The sequence below is a fragment of the Tsukamurella sputi genome (genome assembly GCF_007858445.1).
GTDB lineage: Bacteria > Actinomycetota > Actinomycetes > Mycobacteriales > Mycobacteriaceae > Tsukamurella > Tsukamurella sputi.
Map to the genome: position 1 here is coordinate 1 of NZ_VIGV01000003.1, position 21,882 is coordinate 21,882.

Below are 21,882 nucleotides of genomic sequence, written 5' to 3' on the forward strand. Positions count from 1 at the left end.
GTCGGCGCAACCACACTGCGCACCCGCGGCCGCCCATCCACACCCCGGACTCTAGCGGCTCAGGGCCCCACTCAGGTGGGGCCGAATGAAACCGCCCTACCGGGGCCAGATCAACTTGACATAGCCAAACGACAGTCGCGACTCTGATCGCACAACCGATACCACCAGCACTGAACGGGCTGGAGGTGCCCGGCCCATCCAGGTCGGGCAGCACCGGCTCGAGGGCATGTCGACGGACCTGTTCGTTCAGGTCCCGACGACCTTGATCGACCCGACTCGCGCGCTGATCGCGTCGGAAGGTGTCGGCGCGGTCTACTCCGTGCCGTGGCAGTCCCGGACCCACCGCTCCGCGGTGGCGAGGACCGCGGCGGATCAGACCCGCAAGAAGTGCCCCGAAGCAGCGTTGCTGCTCGACGCGAACCTCTACAGCGGCCGGCAGCGGAAGGTGGCGACGGCGGAGCCGACCCGCGACTGGATCACCGTGCAACGTAGCGCGGGCCTGACGTGGGCATTGACCGATTCCGGCTATGTGGCCAAGGGCGACACCGCTGGGCTGCGGACCACCCTGAAGACGGCGGCCCGCTTCGGTGGACAGGTGATTGCGGCGCTGCCGATCGCGAGCTGGTGGCTTTCGCACGCCGCCGATTCGCTCCGGTCTGAGATCAACGCGCACGGCATCCCCGTGGCGTTGATGGTCGAAGACACCGACGACCCGTTCGACCGGACCAACGTCGTGACCGGGCTGGTGCACGTCCTCACCGCAGATGTCCCGGTGCTGCTCCTGCGCAGTGACACGGCGGGGTTGGGGGCGCTGGCGTACGGCGCCGCAGGCGCGGCGATGGGGTCATCGACCACCTACCGGCACATCTACCCCGACATCGGCGGGGGCGGCACCAGCGGGTCGGTGTCGTTCATCCTCCCGGAGCTTCTCGCGTACACGTCGCTGACCGCGTTCGAGCGGCATTACCTCAAGGACAAGTCCCACGCCGCGTGGTGCTGCGACTGCGCACTCTGCGGTGGACGGGACCTGACCTGGATCCGCACGGCTGACATCCCGAAGGCAGCAGCGTTCTCGCATTCGGTCTCCGCGGTCGCGATGCTCGGTCGCGGTTTGGCCACCGCTATCGCCGCCCACAACGGCCCGCAGGCGTGGACGGCGATGTGCGAGGCCGCCCACGAGAGCAACATCGAGATCGAGAAGCTCACCGGCGGGGACTGGAAGCGCAAACGCGCCCTGTCCGCCTGGATCGGCGCTACGCCGGAGCCGGCTGCGGCGTGATCGGCACCCCTGTCGCGAGGGCGTGAGCGAATAGCCGCTCCTCCCAGTACCGCACCGCGACGATCCGCGGAGGATCGGCAACCTTCGATCCCCGCACCAGTAGTTCCTCGCCGGCGTGAGAGGTATGCACCACGCTCACGTCGGCGAGGTCCGCCGCCGTCAAGCTCAGCGCCGTGGGCCGCCGCTCGGTCAGCACCACGGTCTCGCCGAACCCGCGAAGCTCACTGGCGACATACAGGGCCCTCTTCCACTGCCCGGTGGCGACGAACCCGACGATGCTCAACGGCGCCGCCGGCGGCGCCCCCGCGCCCTCCGCCGGGCACATCTCCCACAGCTCGAGGACCTGCGCGTCGAGCATCGGTCCCGCCCCGGACGACATCCGTTCGGCGACGGTCGACGACCATCGGACCACCGGATACCCGCGAAGCCCCGACAGTTCGGTCCGCGGCAACACCGACACCGAGCTATCGAGGACGAGCTCCGCAGCCGCGACCACGGCCGCGTCGACCAGATCCGCCGGCGCGACGGCAGGGACGTCGAACAGGGGGAGCTGACCCGCCTCTGCGTGGATTGACCGGGTACGTCGCCGCGCCGTCACTGGTCTTCCTCTCCCACGGGCGCGGGCTCCGGCGCGATGACCCGCGACGCGGCGAACAGATGAATGCGGTCCTCCAGGGCCAGGAACGCCACGACGCTCCCAATGTCCAGACCGACCGAGTCGAGGACCGCCGCCGGCAGCGCGATCTGTCGCGACGTCCGCAGCCGCCGCGGACGATCCGGGTTACCTCGTACGGACGGCTTCGTCCCGCGCGGGCCGCGAGTGGGAATGATCTCGACGATCCTCTGGTCGGCGACGACACCGATCCGGACCCACGAAGGCTGCCGCACTCCGGACGCCTTCGCCACCTTCGCTGGGATGGTGATCCGGCGGAAGCTGTCGATCGTCCGGGGACCCGTGGGAAGCATACTGCTGATTTTAGCAGTCAAGGACCGAACAGTCACTGGTACTGCGGATTACAGCGCATGTTCCTCGTGCCGACCGCTGTCCCGCTAAGGCACGGAAGCGCCGTCGTCGAGGGCTTCGAGGACGGCGCGGAGGAACTCAGCCGCAGTGAGGGGGATGCCGCGTTCGCGGAGCTGTTGCTCTAGCTGCTGCTCGATGTGGTCCACGCGTGTCGATCCTGCCGCAGGCGATCGTGCTGGTGCTGTGCCGGGGAGCCTCGCGACGGTGTCGTGCAGCCACTACCTGCGCGCGAGAGGCGCGTTCGCGCTAGCAGCACGTGGCCAGGACGGCCCGGAGCGCTTCAAGGGAGTCAGGTTCGGCCCGGTAGAAGACGTTGATCCCGCGCCGCTCGGAGCTGACGAGGCCGGCCTTCTTGAGCTGGCTCAGGTGGTGACTGACGGTCGCCGACGACAGGCCCACCGTGTCGGCGAGGTCGCCGGTGCTGATTTCGCCTGGACGTGCGGCCATGAGGATCGAGATCAGCTGGATCCGGGCCGGGTCGGCGAGGGCCTTGAGGCGCAGGGCGAGCTCGAGTGCCGCGGCCTCGTCCATCACGCCGGCGGCCAGCGGAGCACAGCAGATCGGGGCGCTGATGTCGACGACGGGGAGCGTCTTGGGCATACGCTTCAATCTACCTACTCGTTGACATATGTCAAAGCGTGGTCTAGAACTGAACGAGCAACAGTTAGATGTATGTCGAAGCCTCGGAGGTTCTCATGTCCCGCGTCCAGCTCGCCCTCAATGTCGATGACCTCGATCAGTCGATCGCGTTCTACACCAAGCTGTTCGGCACGGGCCCGGCGAAGGTCAAGCCCGGTTACGCCAACTTCGCCGTCGCCGACCCGGCGCTCAAGCTGGTCCTGCTGGAGAACCCCGGCCAGGGCGGCAGCATCAACCATCTCGGCGTCGAGGTGGACTCCAGCGACAAGGTGCACGCTGAGATCGCCCGCCTCACCGAGGAGCAGCTGTTCACCGAGGAGGAGATCGGCGCCACCTGTTGCTTCGCCACCCAGGACAAGGTCTGGGTCACCGCCCCCGACGCCGAGCGTTGGGAGGTCTACACCGTCCTCGCTGACGCCGAGACCTTCGACGGCGGACACACTCCGGCGACGACAGCCGAGGACTCCGAAGCGACGCCGGCCGCGTGCTGCACCCCTGCGGCGGCGAACTGCTGCTAGTCCGCCCTCGATCGATGGCCGTCACCGCTTCGGGTGGCGGCCATCGACGCGGTTACCAGAGAGCGCTGGCGCGAAACGCAGTAGCGGGCCGCACTGCGCTGTACCGGCTGGTTCTCGCGGTCGGCGTCCCCCTGGGCGGAGGCTGCGCTGGAGGAGAGGCATCTGCGGTTAGGCGCAGTCGCGTGGGTGGAATCCCTCGATGCGGTCGATCGGGGCAAAGACAGGGCAACCGACTTGGTCGTTTCGGTTGAGGATCACGTTCGATGCCGCCATCACTTCGCAGGCTGCGAGCCCGCGGCTAGCGGCGAGCAGCATGGAAAGCCCGTAGAACGTTGCTGCCGCCGGCGGGGTGAGCGCGAAGAACGCGAAGAAGACCAGCGTGTTAGTGGCCATGGCCCACGCGCCTGTGACCCGCAGTGGTGCCGAATCACGACCCCGAAGTACAACCGCGAGGGTGATCGCGGCAGGGACCAGTGCGACCGCGATGATGAGGTCGATTGTGGAAGGTCCGATGATGATCCCGGCTCCCACGAAAGCGGCACCGATCACTGTCCGGGCGGCGGTGCCCCATCGGCCGATCTCTCTTGTCCTGCGTGCGAGGGGCGATTTCACTGTGTTGGTCATTGGGCGGTTCCTTCGTGCTGATCCGGCGAGCAGCATCCGGCCTGTCGGGCTGTGTCCGGGCTGATGAGCGCTTGTTCAGCGAGAGCTTTCCCGAGGGCGTGCGCGTGGGTGATGTCGAGGAGTTGGTTGCCGGGATTTTCGCGCGTCCACGTTTGGGCATCGTGTGGGGAGGCGAAGAAGTGCACTTGGTTGCAGAACGACGTTCGAAGCGAGCTGAGGTCATCGGGGTCGACGAGCGATAGCACTGCGGTGTCGGGTTCGATGCTGGTCACGGTGTCTGCCGTGACAGAGATTCTGATCGTTTGACCGCTCGCGGGTGAGGTCGACTCGATGGTGGCTGACTGGTTTAGGAGTGTGGGGAAGATCAGGGTGTCGAGTGCGCACCACGTGAACAGTTCGTGACCTGCGACGGTGAACCGATGCGGGGTCGGACGGAGGGTCAGTCCTTGCCCGACTATTTGGTCGCGATCGTCGTATTCGGTGTCGGAAACGGATTGGAGTCGTTCCCGTACATCGGGTTCCGACAGTCCGGCCGCAGCTGCTAAGTCCTCTACGCTGACGGGGTTTCCCTTGGAGAGGAGCCTGAGTAGGGGAACCAGGACTGCCGGATCGAGGCCGGACCCCTCGGGGGTGATGAGTCGATCGAGTGGATTGGTCATTGTCTGGGACTTCGCTTGCGGATCGGTGGAATCAGGAATTAGGAAGCGCAGCAGGAGAGCTGGGCGATGTCGGTGCTGAAGGATTGTGCGGCGATTTTGATGCCCTCGGCCATGGTCAGGTAGGGCGCCCATGTCCGGGCGACCTGCTCGACGGTCATCCTTGCTTCGAGGATGTAGACCCCAGCGGCGGCGATCTCGCCGGCACTATTCGCGACCGCCGAAATTCCGAGGACTCGATGACTATCGGAGTCTGCGATGAGCTTGATGAAGCCTCGGGTATCTCGGTCAACTTGGGCCCGGGGTACGTGAGTGAGCGGAAGAAGCGAGCTCGTGTACCGGATTCCGCTTGCGAGGGCCTGCGTCTCGGTCATACCGACGCTCCCGATTGCCGGACTGGTGAACATCACGCGCGGCAGGTGCGTGTAGTCCAACGACCGCGGGGTCTGTCCGAACATGTTGTCGGCGACCGTTGTGCCTTGCGCGGCTGCGACATAGACGAACTCGGGATGGCCGGTCACATCGCCCGCTGCCCACACACGCGGGTTTGATGTTCTGAGCTGATTCGACACGAGGATCGCGCCGCTGGTGCTCGTGTCGACTCCAACCGTCTCCAGATTCAAACCTCTAGTATTCGGGGTTCTGCCCGTCGCGACGAGCAGCTTCGCCGCACGGAAGTCGCCTTGTCCACCAGGGCTGGAGGCGGTCACGACGACCTCACCCGCCTCGGTGTCGACCGAGGTCGCGGTCGCGAGCTGCACTACCTCGATGTGCTCGTCAGCGAGCGCTTCCAGGAGAGCATCTGCGACGTCAGCATCTTCGGCCGAAGCGATCCTGGACCGCACCAAAACGGTTACCTTCGCCCCCAGTCGCGCGAAGAGTTGCGCCTGCTCGAGCGCGATGAACCCGCCGCCGATCACTAGGAGTGATTCCGGGACTGCGGTCAACTCCATCGCGGTCGTCGACGTCAGGTAGTCGACCAGATTGAGTCCGGGAATCGACGGAATCGACGGTTGGGCCCCTGTTGCCACCAAGTACCGTCGAGCAATTATCGTCTCGGTAGTCCCATCGGGAGCTGTGACCACCAGCGATGGCGCTGCCCGCGTTCCCGCGAACGCGGCCGCACCCTGGACGCGGCGCCAGCCGTACGAGTCCGCAACGGCAACGTACTTCTCTGACCGCATCGACTCTGCCAAGCGCCGTGTCCCCGCCGCCAGGGCGGCCATATCTACCGGCACGGCGGTCGCACCGACCCCCGGGAACCGGCCAGCATCAGAGACCGTGTGCTGTGCCTGCGCCGCGGCGATCAACGCCTTCGACGGCACGCAACCGGTATTCACACAGGTGCCGCCGAAAGTGCCTCGCTCGATCATCACCACGGACTTGCCCATGGCTGTTGCGCGGATCGCCGCCGCCATCGCTGCAGCACCCGAACCAACGATCGCAAGATCAAACTCTTCACTCATGTCACCATCATCAACCCTCCAGTACCCTTGAAGGTCAAGCCCAGAATCCGGACAGGGAGGACCCGATGCGGATCGGAGAACTCGCCCGCAAATCTGGCGCCACGCCATCGACGCTGCGGTACTACGAGGAAGCGGGGCTCCTCCCTGAACCGGGACGTACCGCCGGTGGATACCGCAACTACACCCCCGACGCCATCGGCATCGTGCAATTCATCAAGAGGGGGCAGGCGGCGGCACTCACTCTCGCGCAAGTCAAAAGAATCATCGACATACGCGGCACCGGCCAAGCCCCATGTGATCACGTACGCGACCAGCTAGACAGGTCGATCCACCACCTCGATCAACAGATCGCGGAACTGATCGCACTGCGCGACAACATCACCCACCTACGCCAAGCTGCCGAACACACCGATCCGAAGTCGTGCGCTAGCGAAGATATCTGTCGCTACCTATAACCCAGACACGCTTGTGTCCAACATCGATATCTGTCAATATTGATGTGTGTCGAATTCGATTCCGTTGACCGATGTGACCGTGCGGTGCTCACCGCTGGTCCGTGAGCCTCTGTCGGAGGGGCAGTCCGTCGACCTCGCGGCGGTGTTCAAGGCCCTGGCCGACCCGGTCCGGCTGCGCCTGTTCAGCCTGATCGCCAGCCACGAGGGAGGCGAGGCTTGCGTGTGTGACATCTCGCCGGCGGTGGACGTCTCGCAACCGACGATCTCGCACCACCTCAAGGTCCTCAAGACCGCAGGCCTGCTCGAGTCCGAGCGCCGCGCCTCGTGGGTGTACTACCGCGTCATCCCCGAAGTCCTGTCCTCGCTCGCCGGGATCCTGCAGTCCGGTGACCCCGCCATCTCGTTGGAGGTTCTTTCGTGACCAGCCCCGCCCCGACGACTGAGCATCAGCCGGTCGTCGGCAAGCTCTCCACCCTCGACCGGTTCCTGCCGGTGTGGATCGGTGTCGCCATGGTCGCCGGCCTGCTGCTCGGCCGGATGATCCCCGGGCTGAACACCGCGCTGGAGAAGATCCAGGTCGACGGTGTCTCGCTGCCGATCGCCCTGGGCCTGTTGATCATGATGTACCCGGTGCTGGCGAAGGTCCGCTACGACCGCCTCGACACCGTCACCGGCGACCGCAAGCTCCTGCTCGGCTCCCTCTTCCTGAACTGGATCCTGGGCCCGGCGCTGATGTTCGCACTCGCCTGGATCTTCCTGCCCGACCTGCCCGAGTACCGCACCGGCCTAATCATCGTCGGCCTCGCCCGGTGCATCGCCATGGTGATCATCTGGAACGACCTCGCCTGCGGCGACCGCGAAGCCGCAGCCGTCCTCGTGGCGCTGAACTCGGTGTTCCAGGTGATCATGTTCGCCGTCCTCGGCTGGTTCTACCTCTCGATCCTGCCCGGCTGGCTCGGCCTCGAACAGACCACCATCAGCACCTCGCCCTGGCAGATCGCCAAATCCGTGCTGATCTTCCTCGGCATCCCGCTCCTCGCCGGCTACCTCTCCCGCCGAATCGGAGAGAAGACCAAGGGCCGCGACTGGTACGAAACGAAGTTCCTCCCCCGGATCGGACCATGTGCCCTCTACGGGCTGCTGTTCACCATCGTCATCCTGTTCGCCCTGCAGGGCGAGCAGATCACCTCCCGCCCGTGGGACGTCGCCCGTATCGCCCTGCCGCTGCTGGTGTACTTCGCCGTGATGTGGGGCGGCGGGTACCTGCTCGGCGCCGTCATGGGACTCGGCTACGAGCGCACCACCACGCTCGCGTTTACCGCCGCCGGCAACAACTTCGAGCTCGCCATCGCCGTCGCGATCGCCACCTACGGCGCCACCTCCGGCCAAGCCCTCGCGGGCGTCGTCGGGCCGCTCATCGAGGTCCCCGTCCTGGTCGGCCTGGTCTATGTCTCGCTGGCCCTGCGCAAGCGCTTCCCGCTGACCCCGTCCTCCACCGCCGCGACCGCGGATCCGTCCAGGAGTGTGAACTGATGTCCGACAATACGATCACCGCCGACACCGAATCGGCCACGCCGAGCGTGTTGTTCGTGTGCGTGAAGAACGGCGGCAAGTCCCAGATGGCCGCCGGCCTGATGCGCAAGACCGTCGGCGATGCCGTCGAGGTGCACTCGGCCGGCACCAAGCCCGGCTCCGTGGTCAACGGCCTGTCCGCCGAGTCGCTGGCTGAGGTCGGTGTCGACATCACCGGCGAGACCCCGAAACCGATCGACCCGGCGCTGCTCGCCCGGGTGGACCTGGTGGTCACTCTCGGCCGGGAAGCCGTCGTCGACACCCCGGACGGTGTCGCGTTGGTCAACTGGGATACCGACGAGCCGTCGGAGCGGGGCATCGACGGGATCGAGCGGATGCGCCTCGTGCGCGACGACATCGCCGCCCGCGTCACCGCGCTGGCAGCCGAACTCACCACCCGGTAGCGACCGAGCAGGCCGGGAAGCCCGAGAAGCGGGAGAAAGTCGGATGAACGCCAACGCCACGACCGAGTCGGCCGGAACACCGGAACTGCTGATGCCCCAGGCCCTGCTGGCGCGGACCGCGGAGCGGCTCGCCGCCCAGTACCGCGGGATCGTCTCCGAGCAGACCGTCGAACGGGTCGTCTTCGAGTCCTACACCGCGCTGCGGCGCACCGCCCGCATCCACACTCACCTGGTGACTCTCGCCGGCCGGTTCGCCGCCGAGCGTCTCGCCGCCCTGGCGCAGTCGACCGGTGCGAGCACCAAGACCGTGCCCGAGGTGCTGTTCATCTGCGTCCACAACGCGGGCCGCTCGCAGATGGCTGCCGCGCTCCTGACACACCACGCGGCCGGGGCGGTGCACGTACGCTCCGCCGGGTCGCTGCCTGCTGCGGTGATCAACCCGATCGTCGAGCAGGCCATGACCGAGGTCGGGCTCGACCTGGCCGCTGAGTTTCCCAAGCCTCTCACCGACGACGTGGTCGCGGCCGCGGACGTGGTGATCTCCATGGGCTGCGGCGACGCCTGCCCGGTCTACCCGGGCAAGCGGTACCTGGACTGGCAGGTCGCCGACCCCGACAACCACCCCATCGAGACCGTCCGCCTGATCCGTGACGACCTCGACCGCCGCGTCAAAGACCTCCTCGCCGAGCTCCATCCCACGATCACCTGACCCACCCCTTTGATCGACGTGCTCGACGGCCCCGCTCACCGCCGTCAGTGCCGCTGTGCCTGCTCACACCTCATTTGCCTGTTCTTGGAAGGGAACCGACACCCCATGTCTGCACGCAAGATCATCGCCATCGGCGGATCGGACGCCGGGATCTCCGCCGCCCTGCGGGCCCGCGAACTCGACCCCACCAGCGAGGTCACCGTGGTCGTCGCCGACGCCTACCCGAACTTCTCCATCTGCGGCATCCCGTACTACGTCTCCGGCGAGGTCACCCACTGGAGCAACCTCGCCCACCGCACCGCCGCCGACCTCGCCGCCACCGGCATGACCGTGCACACCGACACCAGAGCTACCGCGATCGATCCGGCCGGACACCGCCTGACCGTCACCGGCCCGGACGGCGCCGCCCGGGACCTCGACTACGACGTCCTCGTCATCGGCACCGGCGCTGTGTCCGTGCGGCCGCCGATCACCGGCCTCGACCACCTCGGCCCCGCTGACGGCGTGCACCTGCTGCACTCGATGGGCGACACCTTCGCCGTGATGAACACCCTCACCACGAAGGACCCGAAGACCGCGATCATCATCGGCGCCGGCTACATCGGCCTGGAAATGGCCGAAGGTCTCACTGCCCGCGGCATCACCGTCACCCAGATCGAAGCCCTCCCTGAGGTGCTCCCCACTGTCGAACCCGAACTCGGCGCCCTCGTCCACGATGAACTGGTCCGCAACCGGGTCGACGTCCGCACCCACACCCTGGTCACCGCGGTCGACCGCACCGACACCGGCGCCCTGACCGTCACCACCAGCAGTGACGGCCAGAGCGATCACCTCACCGCCGATCTCGTGCTCGTCGTCGTGGGCGTGCGCCCCGACACCGACCTCGCTGCCGCAGCGGGCGCGCAGCTCGGCATCAAGAACACGATCGCCGTCGACGAGCAGATGCGCACCAATCTGTCCGACGTCTTCGCCGCCGGCGACGCCGTGCACACCCACCACCGCCAGCTCGGCATCACCTGGCTCCCGCTCGGCACCACCGCGCACAAGCAGGGCCGCGTCGCCGGCGAGAACGCCCTCGGCGGCACCGCCCGCTACACCGGCTCCCTCGGCACCCAGGTCGTGAAGATCTTCGACCTCGTCGCCGCCCGCACCGGCCTCAAAGAGACCGAAGCCCTTGCCGCCGACCGCGGCTGGGTGCCGGTGTCGACGACCTCCACACCGGACGATCACAAGGCCTACTACCCGGGTGCCACCCCCATCAGCATCCGGATCACCGGCGACCAGAACACCGGCGCACTACTCGGTGCCCAGCTCATCGGGCACCGCACGGCCGAGATCTCCAAGCGCGTCGACACCTACGCCACCGCCCTGCACCACGGCATGAGCGTCGACGCCCTCTCCGAGCTCGACCTGTCCTACACCCCGCCCCTCGGGTCCCCGTGGGACGCCGTGCAGGTCGCCGCCCAGAACTGGGTCCGCGAGCACCAGCTGCACCATCAGCGCAGCGTCCTTAGCCTGAACAGGTGACCACCAGCCCCCACGACTCAACCGGGTCCGCCGCACGAGCGGCGGACCCGGCGATCGTTGTGATGCGGCCCGAGCATGGGCCACAGGTCCTCGCGATTTACCAAGCCGGCATGGACACCGGCAACGCCACCTTCGAAACCGCCGCACCCGGCTGGACGGACTTCGACCAACGACACCTACCTGAGCACCGCGTCGTCGCCCTCGCCCCAGGTGGGCAGGTCGCCGGGTGGGTTGCAGCGGCGCCCGTCTCGGGGCGCTGCGTCTACGCCGGCGTCATCGAGCACAGCGTCTACGTCGACTCCGGCCACGCCGGGCAGGGCATCGGAGCCGCGCTGTTGCAGGCCCTCATCCAGTCCGCCGACGCTGCCGGGGTGTGGACCATCCAGACCGGGATCTTCCCCGAGAACCACGCCAGCCTCGCCCTGCACCGGCGCGCCGGATTCCGCACCGTCGGCACCCGCGAACGCATCGGCCAACGCGACGGCCGCTGGCGCGACGTCGTCCTCATCGAACGACGCAGCTGACTGCCGCCTACACCTACCGGACTCAGCCGGCGTCACCGACTTCAGAACCGTCTGGTTCTTCATCCGCCAGCTCTGGGGCGCGGGTGATCGACACGATCGCCGACGAGCGGCGGAACTGCTCGGTGTCGAAGGGGCTCGCGGGATCGTCGAACCAGACCAGTGACTGGTCACCGACACGCGGCCAGCGGGTGACCCTTGTGATCCGGTGCGCGATGCCGTCGTAGTCGAACGCCCCAGACGGGCTGGCGGGGCCGGGACGACGCGTGTACGTCAACGCATCCAGGTCCCACAGGTGCGTTGATCCCTGCGAGGCCACCACCCACCGGCCGCGCATACCGTCCGTGAGCTCATCCACCGTCTCCGACGGTGGATCGTTGCCGTCGGGCGGCTGCTGGACATCCGGTTCATCCGTCATGGGACTCCTCGTATAGGGGTATAGGGTCAGGCTCACTGTCCCGAACGCTAGGCGGAGTTGATTTGGGGCGCCGCTGCCGGGTGCGCCCATGATTTTGGGCCTGGGGTTCGCGTGCCGTCCTTGGCGGATCTACTCGGCGGGCTCGAGGACGCGAGGATGGATCAGTTCGATCCGCGGGACGTGGATCTCGGCTCCACCGAGAACCCGCACACGGGGCCACTCGCCGTCGACCATCGTCAGGCCGGCCTGGGCGGGAGTGAGGCCGTCCTCGGTGGGGATCAAGCACGCCTCGCCAGGCCCGGCCTTGCACCCCGGACAACCGGTCTTGGTCTCGATGGCGATACGCGACTTCTCCAGCTCGAGCTTCTCGTCGTCGGTGGCATGGCGCCAGCAACCGAACCCGTCCTGGTGGCCCACTCCGGCCTGATACAGCGGCCGCATCTGACACGGTTTCCCGTTCGTCTTCGGCCGCAGGCACTTCCTCTTGAGGCTGCGGTCGAGGTCGTCCTTCTTGGCCTTGATCCGCTCGACGTTGAGAGCCATCTGCGTCAGGTAGTCAGCGGTGTTGTCGCCGGCCGCCTCGTACAGCGCGAACACCTGCCGCGGAGACCGGGCGCCGGTCCAGCGCCGGCCGTCCGACCCATACACCGCCACGGGAAGCTTACGTGCGACGATGCCGATCGCGACCTCGATGTAGTGTGCCAGGCCAGTGGTCTCGGGAGTGTTGACGACCCGCTCGGGACAGATGGCGATGCCGTACTCGCTCTCGATCCGCGCGGCCTCGCGGTTGAACCCGGCGACGGCGATCTCCACCTGCCGCAATGCCGTCATCAGCGGTGTGTGATCCAGCGGTGCGGGCGCGGGCTTCGGGCGAGGGGTGCGGTTGCGATCTGATCTCCGGGACATTGGTACAAGCGTGCCAGTAACCAATTCGGAGGTTGCTCGACGGTGGCCCGCCGCTTGGTAGGAGCGGTGTGCGAAATGCGCGCGCGAAATACCAGGGACATCCCTCGAACCCAAACGAACGGACCGAGCCGCGCATGTTTCGGTGACGGCGAGCAGAGCACCGAGCACAAGCGACTGTCCTTCCTCGGTGTCCCCTGAAATCCCGAAGGACACCGAGCAGCTCACCCGCCCGGACCTGAGTCCGCGAACGCAAGCCGCACCGCCCGCAGACCGCACTGATCCCGCCCCAGTACCCGCGCGGAGGCCCGTGGCGTGGCGCTACACCGCTTGCTGAATCGTCGGCCGCCGGCTCGTTGCTGGGGGAGCCGGCGGGAGCGCGGTGACGCGGCCGGCGCGGACGCCGTTGGCGATGACGACGATCTCGGCGAGTTCGTGGACGGCGACGACGGCGGCGAGGCCGAGGACGCCGAACAGTGCGAGCGGGATGAGGATCGCGATCAGCCCGAGGGACAGGGCCACGTTCTGCAGCATGATGTTCCGGGCCCGGCGGGCGTGATCGAGGGCCTGCGGCAGGGTCCGTAGGTCCTCACCCATGAGCGCGATGTCGGCAGTTTCGATCGCGACGTCCGAGCCCATGGCGCCCATGGCGATGCCGAGGTCCGCGGTGGCGAGGGCGGGGGCGTCGTTGACGCCGTCGCCGACCATCGCGGTGAACCGGTCTTTGCGGAGCTCGCCGATGATCCGGGCCTTGTCCTCGGGCCGCAGGTCGGCGTGTACGTCGTCGATCCCGGCGATCTTCGCCAGGGCGGTGGCGGTGGCGGTGTTGTCGCCGGTGAGCATCGCGACGGTGGCGCCGCCGCGGTGCAGGTGATCGATGACCTCGCGGGCTTCAGGACGCAGCTCGTCGCGGACGGCGACCGCCCCGATGACCTGCCCGTCGTCTTCGACGAGGACCGCGGTGGCGCCGCCGGCTTGCATGGCCGCGACCCGCGCTGCAAGTGGGCCCGGGTCGATCCAGCCGGGCCGGCCGAGCCGGGCGGGCCGCCCGTCGACGAGCCCGGTCAGCCCGGCCCCGGGGACGGCCTGCACATCGACCGCCGCCGGTATGCGGTCGCCATTGGCGGTGAGGATCGCCCGGGCGAGGGGATGTTCACTGTGGGCTTCGAGCGCCGCGGCGACGGCGAGCACCCGGTCCTGTTCCGGCGACCGGACGCCCGAGCCGAGGTCGCTCGCCTCGACGGAGGGGCCGGCCGGGTCGGTGGCCGGGTCGGTGATGGTGGCGATGTCGACGACGGCGGGGCGGTTCGCGGTCAGGGTGCCGGTCTTGTCGAGGGCGACCGTCCGCACCCGGCCGAGGGCCTCGAGGGCGGCGCCGCCCTTGACCAGGACGCCGATCTTGCTGGCGGCGCCGATCGCGGCGACGACGGTGACGGGGACGGAGATCGCCAGTGCGCAGGGGGAGGCGGCGACCAGCACGACCAGGGCCCGTTCGATCCACGTTGCGGGGTCACCGAGCAGGGACCCGAGGATCGCGATCGCGGCGGCGAAGATCATGATCGCCGGGACCAGGGGCTTGGCGATGGTGTCGGCGAGGCGTTGTGCGTCGCCCTTGCGGGACTGTTCGGCCTCGACGATCTGCACGATCTTGGCCAGCGAGTTGTTCTCCGCGGTGGTGGTGACTTCGACCGTGAGGGCGCCGGTGCCGTTGATCGTCCCGGCGAACACCTCGTCGCCGGGTCCGGCCTCGACGGGCACGGATTCGCCGGTGATCGCCGAGACGTCCAGGGCGGTGCGGCCGTCGCGGATCACGCCGTCGGTGGCGATCCGCTCGCCGGGCTTGACCAGCATCCGGTCTCCGACCGCCAGCTCGGCCGGGGAGATGGTGGCCGGGGTGCCGTCGCGCAGGACGGTCGCGGTGTCGGGGACGAGGTTGAGCAGCGCCCGCAGGCCGCGGCGGGTCCGTGAGACGGCGTACTCCTCGAGGCCCTCGCTGATGGCGAACAGCACGGCGAGCATCGCCGCCTCGCCGACCTCGCCGAGGATCACCGCGCCGACGGCGGCGATCGTCATCAGTATCCCGACGCCGATCTTGCCCTGGGCCAGGCGCCGCAGCGTGGACGGCACGAAAGTCCACGCCCCGATCAGCAGCGCGATCCACTCCAGCACCAGTGACAGGCGCTGCGGGCCGCCGGCCCACCCGACGATGTATGCGGCGAGTAGGAACACCGCCGCGGCCGCGGCGGCCTGCAATTCCCGCACCTGCCACCACTGCCCGGGAGCCTGCTCGTCCTCGCCGGCGGGCTCGTCGTGCCCGCAGCCGCACGCGTCACTCATCGCCGCACCACCTTCGCCGCCGAAGCCTCCTCGGTCGTCACAGCGTCCGGGCTGCAGCAGGTGGCGCTGTCGGTGCCGTAGTTCGGGCACAACGCGACCGCGTTGCCGGTCGCCGCGAGCAGCGTCTCCGCCGCCGCGAGCAGGTCCATCAGCTCCGGGCGGGCGAGGCTGTAGAACACCTGCCGCCCCTGCGGGCGGCCCTGCACCAGACCGCAGTCCCGCAGGCACGCCACGTGCGCCGACACCGTCGACTGCGCCAGGCCCAGCTCGGCCATCAGGTCCGCCACCCGGGCCTCGCCACCGTGGGCAAGCCGCGTCGCGATCGCCAGCCGGGTCCCGTCGGAGAGGCTGTGGAACAACGCGACCGCGGGATCGAGCTGCGCGCCCGTCGCCACCGAACACTCATTCATCGTCATACGACGATGATAGCGGTATTCTGTGGTGTAATCGAGTTCTCGCGAGGAACAGGCCGCCGATCGGTGGCCGTGAGCGGTGTTGGGAGCTGCTGGGTATGCCATCGATGTCGACGATCGAGTCCCTGTTCTGCCGCAGCACGCCGTGGGAGGCAGCGACACGGCGGTGGGTGTTGCCGTGGGCCTTGCAGGGCGTGCGCCCTACGGGGAGGGTGCTGGAGATCGGCGGCGGCGGCGGCGCGATGGCCGCGCAGCTGCTGGCGGCGAGCGCCCCTGCGGATCAGGTGCAGCTCACCGTCACCGACTTCGACCCGGTGATGGTCGCCGCCGCGCAGGATCGGTTGCAGCGCTTCGGTGACCGAGCGCAGGCGAGGGTGGCCGACGCCGCCGCGTTGCCCTTCGGCGACGACGAGTTCGACACCGTCGTCTCGTTCATCATGTTGCACCACGTCGTCGACTGGGAGCAGGCCCTCCGCGAAGCCGTCCGGGTGCTGCGCCCCGGCGGAACCCTGGTCGGCTACGACCTGCTCGGCACCGCGCCGGCGCGGATCCTGCACCGGCTCGAAGGCGCACCGCACCGGTTCATCGACCGCGGCCAGCTGCGCCCGCACCTGGCAGGCCTGCCGCTGCGGGAGGTCACCGTCCGGGAGAACGCGGCACTGACCCGCTTCCGCGCGACCCGCACCGCAGGCCGATGACCACGCCAGGGCCCGAACACCGGCTCGGCCGCGGCCATCACCACGGTGCGCGGCCCGAGCTGGACGGCCTCGAACAGGTGGAGGTCGCCGTGGCATTCGTCGACCTCGCCGGCTACAGCGTGCTCACCGAGATGTGCGGCGACCACGAAGCCGCCGAGCTTGCGCTCCGGTTGGCTGAGCACGCCCGTCGAGCCCTGCACCCGCAGGCCCGGCTGGTCAAGACCATCGGCGATGCGGTGATGCTCACCGCCGACACCACCGATGCGATGCTGGCCACGATCACCGCGCTCGCCGGGCACGCCGCCGACGAGGACGGATTCCTCGCCCTCCGCGCCGGAATCCACCACGGCACCGCCCTCCGACGCGACGGCGACCTGTACGGGCACGCGGTCAACATCGCCGCCCGCATCACCGCCCTCGCCGGCGCCGGCCACGCCGTCCTCACCGACCCGCTCCTGCCCGCCGCCACCCGCGCCGGTGTGCCCACCACCGCCCTCGGCCCGCGAAACCTGCGCAACATCAGCACCCCAATCGAACTGCACAGCATCACCTTCACCGACACCCGGCACCCGCACGACCCGATCTGCGGCGCCCGCATCGACCCGGCGACCGCCCCCGCACACCGGCACACCGACACCGGCCGATGGTGGTTCTGCTCAGCCGACTGCGCCCGCCGATTCGACCGCGCGACCGCCCCGGCCACCACCACTGCCGCTGCGACGACCTCCGTCACGTCACCCGCCGGGTCAGCGCTCACATCACGGGCAGGTGGCCGGTGATGATCTCGACCGTGCTGCAAGCCGTGGGCCTGTTCGTGGCCACCAACATCGACGACATCATCGTGATCTCCCTGTTCTTCGCCCGCGGCGCGGGCCAGCGGCACCTGACGGCCAAGATCACCGCCGGGCAGTACCTCGGATTCGCCGGCATCCTCGCTGCCGCAGTGCTGATCGCCCTCGGCGCCGGCGCCTTCCTCCCCGTCGCGGCGATCCCGTACTTCGGGCTCGTCCCCCTGATCCTGGGGCTGCGGGCAGCGTGGTCGAGCTGGCGCGAATACCGCGGCAGCGGCAGCGGCGATGGTGACTGCGCGACGGGGAAGGGGGCGGGCAACGCGGTCGGCGTCCTGGGCGTGGCGGGCGTGACCTTCGCCAACGGCGGCGACAACATCGGCGTGTACGTGCCCGTCTTCGCCAGCATCAACCACACCGCGATCGCCGCCTACTGCGTGGTCTTCGTGATCTTGGTGGGGGCACTGGTGTCCATTGCCCGGTACGTCGCCACCCGCCGCCGCATCGCCGAGATCCTCGAACGAGGGGAAAGCGTGCTGTTTCCCCTGGTGCTGATCACCCTCGGGGTCATCATCCTCGTCTCGGGCGGCGCATTCGGCCTGTAGGCAGGGTGGTCGGGGTCGCAGTGCGTCGGCACGGATCCATCGCTTCCCCGGGGTTGTGGGTAGTTCCCCGGCGGTGATTGCGCACCGAACCGGTGGAGTCGGGGGTGGTGCCGGGCCTGTCACTCCGCGGTGCAGGCGTCCTGGCAGGCTGGCCTGCATGGCCGACGAAGTGAGTGAGGATGATCTGGCGGGGATCCGTGCCCGGTTCCTTCCGGGGTGGTACGGGTCCCTGGATGTGGGGCCTGGCTGGTACCGGTTGATCGTCGATCTCGACCGGGAGCTGGCGGCGATCGACCCCGGCTACCAGCTGATTCAGATCAAGGAGAAGTTCGGCGGCCTGCGGTACTACGTCGAGTTCGAACCGGACCGGCCCCGGCCGGGTTTCGACGAGTTGATCCGGGCGGCGGAACGGCGGTCCGAGCGTATGTGCGAGCAGTGCGGCGGTGACGGTGGCCTCACGCGCCGCGGGAGCTGGGTCCGGACCCTGTGCGCCGCGGACGCCGAGGCGAGCGGATTCACCCTCGACGAGTCCGCACCGGACTAGAAGGGTCGGTGTGGGTCCGGGTGCACGGTGATCAGTCGTCGGTGTCTGGCAGGCGATGTCCGGCGAACCGGATCCACGGCACCGTCACGTCGTGATCGCCGAATGTGAGCGTGATGCTGACCTCGCGGACGCCCGCGGCGGTGAGGTGACGCTGGAGTGCGGTGAGGACCGCGGCGGTCGCGCGGGCGCCGACCTCTGCGGCTGTCGTGGCACCGCGTCGTCGAGCAGCTGGGCGGCCGTGCGGTACCGCTGATCGATCAGGTCCATCTCGGCGGTGATGGCGTCCACCCGGGCCCGCCGCTGCGGGTCGGCGAGAATCCGCGCCAGTCGCTCATCGCCGGAGATGAACCGCACTTCGTCGCCGCTTTCCGTCATGGTCGTCAGTATCCACTTCTGGGCCAGCTCTGGGTGCGGGTCATTTCGGGTGGACAAGTGCACCGGCCGCGCGGATCATCACCTTGCGTGGACGAGACGAGCGCCGGCGCCGCTGCGGCAGCGATACTCGACGAGCTCGTCGGTCCCTTCTACGACGCCGATGGTGTCACCGGGTACCTCGGTCTAGATGGCGATGACCTGGCGCGGATGGTCGCCGCGGAGCAGGTGATCTGGGTGCCGCTGGCCGGCGGCACACCGGTGTTCCCTGCGTGGCAGTTCCCCGACGGTCGCTGGGTGGATGAGCGGCTGCTGACCGTCTGGCAGGCCCTGCGGCGCGCCGCCGAGCCGTGGACGGCGGCGTGCTGGATGTGCGCGCCGTCGGCGGACCTCGATGACCAGACGGCGATCACCTACCTCACCCGCGGCCCGCGTGATCCCCGCCGCCTGGACACCGTCCTGGCACGTGCATCCGAGGACGGCGCCCGCTGGCTGCAGTAGGGGCGTGGCACCGGAGCGGTTACCTGGTACCGGTTTCGGCGGACCCTTCCTCGAGGACCTTCGCGGTGAGACCGCGGGCGTGTGCTGCGCTCCAGGCGGCGGCGAGGTTGTCGGCGCGGCTCTGCCAGGTCATCTCGCCGAGGTACTCGGCGTGCTGCTTCGTCGCATCGGTCCACCGCAGTTCCGCGTATAGGCGCCGGTATTGGCACCGGAGGACCACCCGCCCGAGAGCGTGGGGCGCGGTGCGGATGACGCGGTTGTGGCGGCCGCCTGCGGCGTCGTCCTGCTCTTTGGCCTGCACTGCCTTGTTCGAACCTTGGGGGACTCGCCAGTGGTGGTCTTCGCGGCTAGCGCGCCGTCGAGGAGCCGTACAGCCGCGCGGTATTGACGGTCGAGCAAGGCCATCTCTGTGGTGATGGCGTCTACGCGCGTCCGGCGCTCCGGATCGGACAGGATCTGGGCCAGCCGGCATTGCCTGAAACGAACTGCGCAGCCTCGTCGCTTGTCGCCATAGCGTCAGTATCCACCCACCGGACGGTGGTGAGCGGGGCGGCCAGCTTGTACGGATCAGGATTGGTTGCCTGCCATAGACGAGGCGGCCGCGATGGGACGGCGCAGGTGCTGGAATTTCGTCGCCTGGGCGTTACGCGGCTTGTGTGCATGTACACTGGCACTCGGTCAGGGTCCCGTCGGCGGCCGCAGCGTGACGCCATGCCTGATCGGGTGGGACCGCGCCGCCTTCCTCCGCGGGGGCCGGTACCTGCGTGCCAGCGGGCAGGGCACCGCGCCGCCAGAGCAGCGGCGCGGCGATCGCACCGGCGGCGGCGATCAGCGCGAGTACACCCCACGCGGGTACGAGACCGAATCGTGTGGCCCCCCAACCCGCGATCGGGTAGGCAATGAGCCAAGCGAGGTGCGAGAGCGAGAACTGCGCCGCGAACACGGAAGCAACGTTTGCCGGCGCCACAGCAGACCGCAGCACCTTTCCGGTCGGGGTGATAGCCAGCGCTGAGCCGGCACCGCTCGCCAGCCAGATCGCCGCGGTCACCGCCCAGCTCGGCCGGTCCACCGCAGCCATGGCAACCGCCGCAGTAGCCGCGGCGGTGAGCAGGCCCGCTCCGGTGAGCATCACGGCGCGGGCGGTCACCCGGTCGAGCAAGCGTGGTACCGCTAGTGCCACAGCTAGGGTCCCACCGCCGGACGCCGCCATCATCCACGCGACGTCGGACTCGGACCCGCTCAGTCGGTCACGGACGTAGTTGACGGTGTTCACCACCACGATCGAACCGGCCGCGGCGACAGCGAAATTGACCGCGATGACTCCTCGCAGGCTGGCGGTACCTGTGAAAATCCGCAGACCGGCGAAGATCCGGTCCGTTGGCCGCGTGGCGCCCGACGGTTTCGCGTTGGGTACCTTGGCTTGCAGCACCAGCACCGCGGACAGGACGAACCCGATCGCGGTACCGACGAAGAGCACATTGAACTCGATCACCAGCAACGCCAGCGCCGCCACGACCGGGCTGACCAGACTCTCCATCGTGTAGGCAACTTGCGAGGCCGACAACGCAGTGGTGTACTCGCGCTCATCGGTGATGATGTCGGGGATCACGGCTTGGAACGTAGGCGTGAACGCGGCCGACGCCGCCTGCAGTGATCCGATGAGCACGTAGATCTGCCAGACCTCAGTGACGAACGGCAACGCCAGCACGATCGCCGCACGGAACAGGTCCAGCGCAATCAGGAACGCGCGTCGCGGCAGCCGGTCGACGTACGCCGCCGCCACCGGTGCGATAACGACATAGAGAACCATCTTGATCGTCAGCGCCGTTCCCAGGACGACCGCTGCGGACGAGCCAGCGATGTCGTAGGCGAGCAGCCCGAGGGCGACCGTCGCTAGCCCGGTGCCGAGCAGCGCAACGATCTGCGCACTGAACAACAGGCGGAAATCGCGATGAGAAAAAGGCCCCACGATGGCTCCCAACTAGTTGGCGACGACGTCGATCGAACAGGGCCCGCAGCGCACGCCACCCCGGGCTCCGGAAAACCTAGTACTGCCTGAATCAGCGCTACTGATGGTGGTGCGCGCTCGCACCGCCAGTGACTGCACCGGTGGTGCCTCCGGTGGCAACGAGGGTGAAGTCCGCGGTCCGGACGGTGTCCTGATGTCGGAAATCCAGGAACAGCCGGTAGGTTCCCACGGAGGGAGCGACCGCGTGGAACCGGATCCGGGGACCTGCAGGCGTCTGCGGGTCCGACGGGCTCCCCTCGGGATGGATATGCAGGTAAGCGAGGTCACCGGCCCGCAACGCCACCAGGTGGCCGTACGCAGCAAGATAGGGCTGCAGATCGGTCACCGGGACGCCATTCCAGGTGACGACGGCCTGCAGCTCCCCGGCTTGGGCGGCAACGAGATCGCCCTCGAGCGTGACGGTGTAGTCGCCGCCGGTCCAGGCCCTTCTCAACTCAGGCAAGGGCCGAGGATGGAACCCGCCCGGCACGAACAGGTCGGCACCGAGCGTGAGCCCGTCCGGCGCGCCCTGCGGCACGAAATCGGCCAAGACCCGCCACACTCCCGGCGTGAGCGCCAGCTGCACAGTCCAGGACCCGGCACTGTCCATCGACGGATGGACGTGGTGAAAGACGCTGGTGTCGCGGCTCACAACGATCAAGTGCAACTGCTTGTCGTGACGTTCCTCGAAGGTGACTAGCGGCTCGCCGTCGGGCCCGAGGATCACAAAGCGAAGTTCCACGGTCCCGGCGTCGACGATCTGGATCGCCGGTTCGAAGCGATAGCCTCGAGCGGCGACCTGCAGCCCCTGTGGCACTTCGGGCCCAACGCCGTGACCGGCGTGTCCTGTGTGATCGGTATGCGAACCGTGCTCCATAACGTGCTCCTTCGCGGAAACGAC

At 68.3% G+C, this 21,882-nt stretch carries 28 protein-coding genes; 14 read left to right on the plus strand and 14 right to left on the minus strand.

The window, feature by feature from the left end; all coding sequences use genetic code 11:
• Positions 1-226: 226 nt before the first annotated feature.
• The gene (locus FK268_RS09455) at positions 227-1,279 is read left to right on the plus strand and encodes a hypothetical protein (protein WP_019201595.1); all 1,053 of its coding nucleotides are present in this window, start codon (positions 227-229) and stop codon (positions 1,277-1,279) included.
• Here FK268_RS09455 and FK268_RS09460 read toward each other — a convergent pair.
• The 3 genes from FK268_RS09460 to FK268_RS09470 all read right to left on the minus strand — a co-directional run bounded on the left by FK268_RS09460 (position 1,254) and on the right by FK268_RS09470 (position 2,903).
• Positions 1,254-1,877 (minus strand): hypothetical protein, encoded by a 624-nt coding sequence (locus FK268_RS09460; protein ID WP_068526169.1) that lies wholly within the window; start codon positions 1,875-1,877, stop codon positions 1,254-1,256. The two genes, FK268_RS09455 and FK268_RS09460, sit on opposite strands and share 26 nt — an antisense overlap.
• Positions 1,874-2,185 carry an AbrB/MazE/SpoVT family DNA-binding domain-containing protein gene (locus FK268_RS09465; RefSeq protein WP_126195753.1) on the minus strand — a complete coding sequence of 104 codons (312 nt, stop codon included), beginning with the start codon at positions 2,183-2,185 and terminating at the stop codon, positions 1,874-1,876. The genes FK268_RS09460 and FK268_RS09465 overlap by 4 nt, the downstream gene beginning before the upstream one ends.
• A 364-nt stretch (positions 2,186-2,549) precedes the next feature.
• Positions 2,550-2,903: an Rv2640c family ArsR-like transcriptional regulator gene (locus FK268_RS09470; RefSeq protein ID WP_068526167.1), complete on the minus strand. Its 354-nt coding sequence runs from the start codon at positions 2,901-2,903 to the stop codon at positions 2,550-2,552.
• Between the two features lie 95 nt (positions 2,904-2,998).
• Here FK268_RS09470 and FK268_RS09475 point away from each other — a divergent pair, with 95 nt between their 5' ends.
• Positions 2,999-3,460 (plus strand): ArsI/CadI family heavy metal resistance metalloenzyme, encoded by a 462-nt coding sequence (locus tag FK268_RS09475; protein ID WP_068526166.1) that lies wholly within the window; start codon positions 2,999-3,001, stop codon positions 3,458-3,460.
• Between the two features lie 168 nt (positions 3,461-3,628).
• Here the strand turns inward: FK268_RS09475 and FK268_RS09480 are convergent, their stop codons facing one another.
• From FK268_RS09480 to merA, 3 genes are read right to left on the minus strand one after another with little or no spacing between them, the layout of a single operon-like run.
• Positions 3,629-4,084: a hypothetical protein gene (locus FK268_RS09480; protein ID WP_146433513.1), complete on the minus strand. Its 456-nt coding sequence runs from the start codon at positions 4,082-4,084 to the stop codon at positions 3,629-3,631.
• On the minus strand, positions 4,081-4,743 hold the full coding sequence (gene merB, locus FK268_RS09485) for an organomercurial lyase MerB (protein WP_074850279.1): 663 nt from the start codon (positions 4,741-4,743) through the stop codon (positions 4,081-4,083). Before merB ends, FK268_RS09480 begins: the two co-directional genes overlap by 4 nt.
• A gap of 38 nt (positions 4,744-4,781) precedes the next feature.
• On the minus strand, positions 4,782-6,206 hold the full coding sequence (gene merA, locus FK268_RS09490; RefSeq protein ID WP_068526164.1) for a mercury(II) reductase: 1,425 nt from the start codon (positions 6,204-6,206) through the stop codon (positions 4,782-4,784).
• A 65-nt stretch (positions 6,207-6,271) separates the two neighbouring features.
• On the opposite strand from merA, the gene FK268_RS09495 reads away from it, so the two are divergent.
• The 7 genes from FK268_RS09495 (at position 6,272) to FK268_RS09525 (ending at position 11,397) form a co-directional block, all read left to right on the plus strand.
• The gene (locus FK268_RS09495) at positions 6,272-6,661 is read left to right on the plus strand and encodes a heavy metal-responsive transcriptional regulator (protein WP_068526163.1); all 390 of its coding nucleotides are present in this window, start codon (positions 6,272-6,274) and stop codon (positions 6,659-6,661) included.
• Positions 6,662-6,707: 46 nt separating this feature from the next.
• Positions 6,708-7,082: an ArsR/SmtB family transcription factor gene (locus FK268_RS09500; RefSeq protein WP_068526162.1), complete on the plus strand. Its 375-nt coding sequence runs from the start codon at positions 6,708-6,710 to the stop codon at positions 7,080-7,082.
• Positions 7,079-8,194: an ACR3 family arsenite efflux transporter gene (gene arsB, locus FK268_RS09505; protein ID WP_068526161.1), complete on the plus strand. Its 1,116-nt coding sequence runs from the start codon at positions 7,079-7,081 to the stop codon at positions 8,192-8,194. The genes FK268_RS09500 and arsB overlap by 4 nt, the downstream gene beginning before the upstream one ends.
• A complete protein-coding gene (locus FK268_RS09510) occupies positions 8,194-8,637 on the plus strand; it encodes an arsenate-mycothiol transferase ArsC (protein ID WP_068526160.1) in 444 nt (147 codons plus the stop codon). Before arsB ends, FK268_RS09510 begins: the two co-directional genes overlap by 1 nt.
• A gap of 43 nt (positions 8,638-8,680) precedes the next feature.
• Entirely contained in the window at positions 8,681-9,346 is a 666-nt protein-coding gene (locus FK268_RS09515) for an arsenate reductase/protein-tyrosine-phosphatase family protein (protein ID WP_068526159.1), read from the plus strand.
• A 105-nt stretch (positions 9,347-9,451) separates the two neighbouring features.
• Entirely contained in the window at positions 9,452-10,873 is a 1,422-nt protein-coding gene (locus FK268_RS09520) for an FAD-dependent oxidoreductase (protein ID WP_068526158.1), read from the plus strand.
• A gap of 110 nt (positions 10,874-10,983) precedes the next feature.
• On the plus strand, positions 10,984-11,397 hold the full coding sequence (locus FK268_RS09525) for a GNAT family N-acetyltransferase (protein WP_225536086.1): 414 nt from the start codon (positions 10,984-10,986) through the stop codon (positions 11,395-11,397).
• Between the two features lie 22 nt (positions 11,398-11,419).
• Here FK268_RS09525 and FK268_RS09530 read toward each other — a convergent pair whose 3' ends face one another.
• The 4 genes from FK268_RS09530 to FK268_RS09545 form a co-directional block, all read right to left on the minus strand.
• Positions 11,420-11,812 (minus strand): hypothetical protein, encoded by a 393-nt coding sequence (locus FK268_RS09530; protein ID WP_068537262.1) that lies wholly within the window; start codon positions 11,810-11,812, stop codon positions 11,420-11,422.
• 129 nt (positions 11,813-11,941) lie between these two features.
• Entirely contained in the window at positions 11,942-12,643 is a 702-nt protein-coding gene (locus FK268_RS09535; RefSeq protein WP_019201609.1) for a hypothetical protein, read from the minus strand.
• Positions 12,644-13,036: 393 nt separating this feature from the next.
• Positions 13,037-15,052: a heavy metal translocating P-type ATPase gene (locus FK268_RS09540; RefSeq protein ID WP_019201610.1), complete on the minus strand. Its 2,016-nt coding sequence runs from the start codon at positions 15,050-15,052 to the stop codon at positions 13,037-13,039.
• Positions 15,049-15,468, minus strand: a complete 420-nt coding sequence (locus FK268_RS09545; protein WP_051158840.1) for an ArsR/SmtB family transcription factor — start codon at positions 15,466-15,468, stop codon at positions 15,049-15,051. Before FK268_RS09545 ends, FK268_RS09540 begins: the two co-directional genes overlap by 4 nt.
• A gap of 95 nt (positions 15,469-15,563) precedes the next feature.
• Here FK268_RS09545 and FK268_RS09550 point away from each other — a divergent pair, with 95 nt between their 5' ends.
• From FK268_RS09550 to FK268_RS09565, 4 genes are all read left to right on the plus strand, one after another.
• Positions 15,564-16,163, plus strand: a complete 600-nt coding sequence (locus FK268_RS09550) for a class I SAM-dependent methyltransferase (RefSeq protein WP_040765948.1) — start codon at positions 15,564-15,566, stop codon at positions 16,161-16,163.
• The gene (locus tag FK268_RS09555) at positions 16,160-16,942 is read left to right on the plus strand and encodes an adenylate/guanylate cyclase domain-containing protein (protein ID WP_068537260.1); all 783 of its coding nucleotides are present in this window, start codon (positions 16,160-16,162) and stop codon (positions 16,940-16,942) included. The genes FK268_RS09550 and FK268_RS09555 overlap by 4 nt, the downstream gene beginning before the upstream one ends.
• Complete coding sequence (locus FK268_RS09560) at positions 16,939-17,556, plus strand: cadmium resistance transporter (RefSeq protein WP_068526155.1); 618 nt, start codon at positions 16,939-16,941, stop codon at positions 17,554-17,556. Before FK268_RS09555 ends, FK268_RS09560 begins: the two co-directional genes overlap by 4 nt.
• A gap of 157 nt (positions 17,557-17,713) precedes the next feature.
• Entirely contained in the window at positions 17,714-18,100 is a 387-nt protein-coding gene (locus FK268_RS09565) for a hypothetical protein (protein ID WP_126195756.1), read from the plus strand.
• A gap of 84 nt (positions 18,101-18,184) precedes the next feature.
• Here the strand turns inward: FK268_RS09565 and FK268_RS09570 are convergent, their stop codons facing one another.
• The gene (locus FK268_RS09570; protein ID WP_126195757.1) at positions 18,185-18,475 is read right to left on the minus strand and encodes a hypothetical protein; all 291 of its coding nucleotides are present in this window, start codon (positions 18,473-18,475) and stop codon (positions 18,185-18,187) included.
• Between the two features lie 87 nt (positions 18,476-18,562).
• On the opposite strand from FK268_RS09570, the gene FK268_RS09575 reads away from it, so the two are divergent.
• On the plus strand, positions 18,563-18,973 hold the full coding sequence (locus tag FK268_RS09575; protein WP_019201617.1) for a hypothetical protein: 411 nt from the start codon (positions 18,563-18,565) through the stop codon (positions 18,971-18,973).
• A 19-nt stretch (positions 18,974-18,992) separates the two neighbouring features.
• Here FK268_RS09575 and FK268_RS09580 read toward each other — a convergent pair whose 3' ends face one another.
• From FK268_RS09580 to FK268_RS09590, 3 genes are all read right to left on the minus strand, one after another.
• The gene (locus FK268_RS09580) at positions 18,993-19,274 is read right to left on the minus strand and encodes a hypothetical protein (RefSeq protein WP_019201618.1); all 282 of its coding nucleotides are present in this window, start codon (positions 19,272-19,274) and stop codon (positions 18,993-18,995) included.
• Positions 19,275-19,616: 342 nt separating this feature from the next.
• Complete coding sequence (locus FK268_RS09585; RefSeq protein WP_223120329.1) at positions 19,617-20,954, minus strand: MFS transporter; 1,338 nt, start codon at positions 20,952-20,954, stop codon at positions 19,617-19,619.
• Positions 20,955-21,039: 85 nt separating this feature from the next.
• Entirely contained in the window at positions 21,040-21,858 is an 819-nt protein-coding gene (locus tag FK268_RS09590; protein WP_040765953.1) for a DUF8832 domain-containing protein, read from the minus strand.
• Positions 21,859-21,882 lie beyond the last annotated feature (24 nt).